Raw genomic sequence first — 4,350 nt, forward strand, 5'->3', positions numbered from 1 at the left:
GCTCTCGCAAGCAGAGCTCTACGGCGACTACCCGTGCCACCGCGTCGTAAGTCATTCAGGCGCCTTGGCGGCGAGCTTTGCGGCTCAGCGCGAACTGCTAGAGGCCGAAGGCGTGGAATTTAGAGGCGAGCGCGTCTGTATGAAAAAGCACCGCTGGGAGTGCTAAGGCCTAATCGCCGCAGCCTGAAGCACGGAATTTACGGATCGTTTGAAGCGCAAAATTTTAAATTGTCCGCGGCATGGAATTTTAATTTATAAAATTTTAGATCCGCGCAGGTTTAAGCGGCGGTAGCGGCAGCGCTACCGATCGCTAAGAGCCTGCGAGCTTTATTTGCTTGTAGATGCGGCACAAATCATCATGCGCGAAAAGATAGAATTTTATCTTTTTTACGCGGCGGCTTAAACGCCGCACTAAGCGGCTCCTTGGCAATCAACCCCGCCGCAGTTTTACGAAGCAGATGCGACGCCGCTTATTAGTTTTTTCGCTGCAGGCTTTCGCGCCCGTTTCGGCACCGCTTATAGATTTTGGCTATCGTAAATTTTGACCCAAAAAGGCAAATTTGGCCGCTAATTTTAGTCAAATTTAAGCTCCTTCGCGAAAAATGCGACGCCGTTTTTTAAAGACATATAAAAATGCCTAGCAAATTTAACGCGCTCACCGATCCGATATTTAAACTCGCAAGCCAAATTTATCCTCAGGATGCGGGTAAATTTACCCTAAGTCTGAAAGCAAAAGACAAAATAAAGCCAAATTTAAGGCGTAAAGCATTGCTGAATATTAACTAAAACCGCATATAATCCGGACTCAAATCAATAAAAAAGGACAAAATGAATGAACTATCAAAACTCCCGACTCCCGATATCGCCGAGCACGGCGCGTTTTTCCCGTCGCCGTTTTCGCTGTCGCAGTTTACGGCGCCCGTGAGCGATCTGGCGGATTTTAATTACAAGAAAAAATACGACGGCGATAAAAAAATCCTCATCATCGCGGCCGACGAGCGGTATTTGCTGATGGACAACGGGACTTTTTTCTCCACTGGCAACCACCCCGTCGAGACGCTCGTGCCGATGTATCATCTGGCGCAGGCGGGCTGGGACTTCGAGATCGCGACGCTCTCTGGAAATCCCGTAAAATTCGAGTTTTGGGCGATGCCTGCGAAGGACGAGCGGCTCAAGGGCTTTTTTGTGAGCTACGCGACTAAATTTAAAGAGCCTAAAAAGCTCGCTGATATCGTAGAGAAGGGATTTGACGAGTATTTTGCGCTATATATCCCGGGCGGTCACGGCGCGCTGATCGGGCTTGACGAGAGTCGCGACGTAAAGGCCGCGCTAAAATGGTTTCATGAGCAGGGCAAATACATCATCACGATCTGCCACGGCCCAGCCGGACTGCTAGCCGCGGCGCTTGACGAGGATAAGTTTTTGTTCGAGGGCTACGAGCTCGTGCTGCTGCCCGACGTCATTGACCGCACCTCGCCCGATATAGGCTACATGCCGGGCCATCTGCGTTGGTATATGGGCTCGCGGCTAGCAAAACTTGGGATGAAAATCCTAAACGAAGGTATCGACGGCGCCGTGCACAAAGACCGCAACCTGCTCTCGGGCGATAGTCCGCTAGCGGCCAATAACCTCGGCAAGCTGGCGGCTAAAACGCTTTTAGAGTCGCTGTAAATTTTACGTCGTTAAGGTCGGCATCTCGGCATAAAATTTTAATTTTTACGCGGCGGAAAAATTTAAAATTTCAAAGCGTGCCCGCTTCGGCTTTAAATTTAATGATCGCCGTCCTGCGCGCGGTGTAATCGTTTTTAAAATCGCCGCTCGCCTTCGATTTGCAAGCGATGCGCTGTGCAGCGTCTAAATTTAAGTATTCAAATTTTATCGCACTTTTGCGCGCGAGTATTAAAATCTTTTGCGGCCTTTTAAATTTGCCGCTTTACGGCGCCGTGCTCTTCGCGGGCGTAAAAAATCCTCGCATATCGACGCCCCCTGGCTGCAGCAGTTTGATTTTTCTATCAATGCCGCCCGCGTAGCCCGTGAGGCTGCCGTGCGTGCCTACGACGCGGTGGCAGGGATGATGATCGAGATTTCGTTGTGCCCTACGGCGCCGCCCACGGCTTGCGCGGACATTTTCGCTAGCCCGCGTGCTGCGGCGATTTCGCGCGCGATCTGCCCGTAGGTCGTAGTTTTTCCGTATGGAATTTTAAGCAAAATTTCCCACACGGCGCGTCTAAACGCCGAGCCCATGGGATTTAGAGCGGGCGTAAAACTAGGCTCGCGTCCGCTAAAATACAGATCGAGCCAGCGCCTAGTTTGATCGAAAACGGCCAGGTTTTTCTCCTTAAAGTACCCGCTTTGCTCGTTTTGCTCGTTCGCGCAGAATTTTCCGCTCCCGCCCTGCATCGAAAGATTGGTCGCGCGAGGTTTTTCGCCCGCATCCTGAGCCACAAAATCGCTCGCATTGTACTTTTCATCTGCGCCGCTTGCCGCTTTCGCCACAGTATCATTCTTTTTCAACGCCGCAAAATCGCGCTTTGTTTCGCTCGCGGCGTGCTGCTCTTTTGCGAGCAGATCGGACGCGATACGCTTTTTATCCGCACCGCTTTTCGCCTTTAGCGCATGACCTTTCTCTTAGCAACCCTCTCTCGCAGCGGCATCTGTTTTTTGCCGCAATATCGCGCGCGCAGAATTTGCCGTCCGTGCTGCTCGCCGCAAGAGCGTGCGCGTAGTACTTCTCGCCCTCGAACCACAGCCCGCAAAGCCCCGCCTCATCGCCCGCGAGCGTGATTTTGCCAAGCGGCGAGTCGTAATATGCGATAAATTTCATCGCTCCTCCTATTTTGCGATTAAATTTAGCGCCGCAAATAGCGCCTAAATTTCCCAAATTTCTAAAATTTGCGGGCAGATTTTAGCTACGCTTTGCTTAAACTCCGCCTTTTGCGTGCTACTCGGGTCGCCAAGGGCTTCAAATTTGGAAAAAAGCTCGGCGATCTTTAGCCAGCCCGCAAGATTTAGATCGAATTTTTTCAAATTTGCCTCGGGCAAAAACTCCAAATCATGGTCGTAAAACGCGATCTCACCGCCAGAGCTTAGCAGCCAAAGATCGCCGCTGCCGCCGTCTGCAAAGATACAAAACTCGCGCAGCAGCCCGCTATCGCCCTCAAAAGGAAATTTCGCCGCGTCGTTGCAGAGCGCGATATTGTGCTCTTTCAGCACTCTAAAATCGCCCGCAATCTCCCTGCCGAGGTATCCGCCCAGGATATTTTTAAGCTCGTTTTTGTTCAAAATTTAACTCCTCCGCTTTAGTTTCGTTTTTTGGCGTAGAGCATAAGAAAGCCGACCATCGCCGCGAAAATCACGCACATCGCAAGCGTCACGATGAGCGTGCCGTGCGCCGAGCCGCTTAAAAACAGCCCCGTCGTGTTCATCCCGAAAAAGCTCGTGATGAAATTTAGCGGCATCAGCAGCGACGAGATGATCGTGAGAATGTAGATGTTGCGGCTAATTTTGTCGTTTTTGAGCCCCTGGATGAATTGATAGATATCCTCGATCCTGACGGCATATTCGCTCATCACGCCTTTAAAAACGCCCGCTTCGTAGGCGTAGTTTTTCAGCTGTTTTTTCAGCGCCGGCTGCTCATTTGCGCAGATGAGCAGCGCCTCGTAGAAATGCGAAATTTTGTTTTGAAATTTGCGGATTTCGTATTTTAGGACAGAGTGCCTTTTCATAAATTTTGAAAAATCGCCGCGCCGCGTGTAGATCTTTTCGTAATTTTCAAGCTCTGCGGAGTGCTCTAAAATTTTATCGCGGTACTGTGCTAGGATCTTTTTGACGACCGCGAAAAACTCCGCCTCGCTGCTAAGCCGCACCTCGGCGGTACCCTCCTGCAAATAGATCGCGCCTGCGTCGAAAATAAAGCGGTAGTTTTGCTCGCGCGGCGCGTCCGTCACGAAGTACACATACTCGCGATCCTCGGCGTAGTAATAGCCCGAAACGCTGCGCTTTTCGGTAATCGGGTTCAATGAGGCCTCCTTATTTAATCGTTTTAAATTTATGGAATTTCAGAATTTCGCTCAAATTTACGGAATTTTGAAATTCTGTTGCCGATCAGAATTCTGAAATTTCGCCGCTAATAGGAATTCTAAAATTCCGCCGCCACTTAAATTTTATCGTATTTGGAATTTCAAAATTCTTTTGCGCTTGGAATTTTAAAATTTTAAGCACGAAAGAATTTTATTATTGGTGGAATTTTATGCGACGCAGTCGCAATTTAAATTTAACGCGGACGCAGTCCGCACCGATGGCGTCGCGCGGGTGAGGTTGGTAAGGGGGCGCCCCGCTAACTCCGAGCGT

The 4,350-nt window shown here is 50.1% G+C and carries 4 protein-coding genes and 1 pseudogene; 1 reads left to right on the forward strand and 4 read right to left on the reverse strand.

The annotated features are described in order from the left end of the window. Positions 1-828 precede the first annotated feature (828 nt). On the forward strand, positions 829-1,671 hold the full coding sequence (hchA, locus tag Q0372_RS08990; RefSeq protein ID WP_298105036.1) for a glyoxalase III HchA: 843 nt from the start codon (positions 829-831) through the stop codon (positions 1,669-1,671). Positions 1,672-1,933: 262 nt separating this feature from the next. Here the strand turns inward: hchA and Q0372_RS10420 are convergent. The 4 genes and pseudogenes from Q0372_RS10420 to Q0372_RS09010 form a co-directional block, all read right to left on the reverse strand. After that, positions 1,934-2,334, reverse strand: a pseudogene (locus tag Q0372_RS10420) (methylated-DNA--[protein]-cysteine S-methyltransferase); the annotation flags it as partial. Between the two features lie 253 nt (positions 2,335-2,587). Beyond that, positions 2,588-2,824, reverse strand: a complete 237-nt coding sequence (locus Q0372_RS09000; RefSeq protein WP_298105043.1) for a hypothetical protein — start codon at positions 2,822-2,824, stop codon at positions 2,588-2,590. Between the two features lie 44 nt (positions 2,825-2,868). Continuing rightward, positions 2,869-3,282, reverse strand: coding sequence for a hypothetical protein (locus tag Q0372_RS09005; protein ID WP_298105045.1), 414 nt, complete (start codon positions 3,280-3,282; stop codon positions 2,869-2,871). 17 nt (positions 3,283-3,299) lie between these two features. Further along, complete coding sequence (locus tag Q0372_RS09010) at positions 3,300-4,019, reverse strand: CorA family divalent cation transporter (protein ID WP_297987549.1); 720 nt, start codon at positions 4,017-4,019, stop codon at positions 3,300-3,302. Positions 4,020-4,350: the final 331 nt, after the last annotated feature.

The organism is uncultured Campylobacter sp. (assembly GCF_937997405.1).
In the GTDB taxonomy this organism is placed as follows: domain Bacteria; phylum Campylobacterota; class Campylobacteria; order Campylobacterales; family Campylobacteraceae; genus Campylobacter_B.

Coding starts and splice junctions, on each gene's coding strand:
- hchA (WP_298105036.1), top strand. CDS start 829: ATGAATGAACTATCAAAACTCCCGACTCCCGATATCGCCGAGCACGGC.
- Q0372_RS09000 (WP_298105043.1), bottom strand. CDS start 2,824: ATGAAATTTATCGCATATTACGACTCGCCGCTTGGCAAAATCACGCTC.